The sequence below is a fragment of the Arthrobacter sp. THG-b23 genome (genome assembly GCF_059091265.1).
The window spans coordinates 1-241 of the sequence record NZ_JBNHGM010000024.1; the positions used below are offsets into that span (position 1 = coordinate 1).

Annotated in this window: 1 rRNA gene; it reads left to right on the forward strand. The window is 50.2% G+C overall.

Annotated elements, in window-relative coordinates:
- Positions 1–155 precede the first annotated feature (155 nt).
- Positions 156–241: ribosomal RNA gene (locus AC5RVD_RS16830) — 23S ribosomal RNA — on the forward strand; the annotation flags it as partial.

Sequence of the window (241 nt, forward strand, 5' to 3'; positions counted from 1 at the left end):
TTTTGGGGTGGCGGGCAGGGGGTGACGGGGTTGTTGTTTGAGAACTACATAGTGGACGCGAGCATCTTAAAGCAATTTTTTTGATGAACCTGGTGGCTGGCTGTCTTTTGATGGTTGGTTGTCCTGGTTCTCTCGAATAGCTGTTTGATCTTTGTGGTCAAGTTTTTAAGAGCACACGGTGGATGCCTTGGCATCAGGAGCCGAAGAAGGACGTGGGAATCTGCGATAAGCCTGGGGGAGT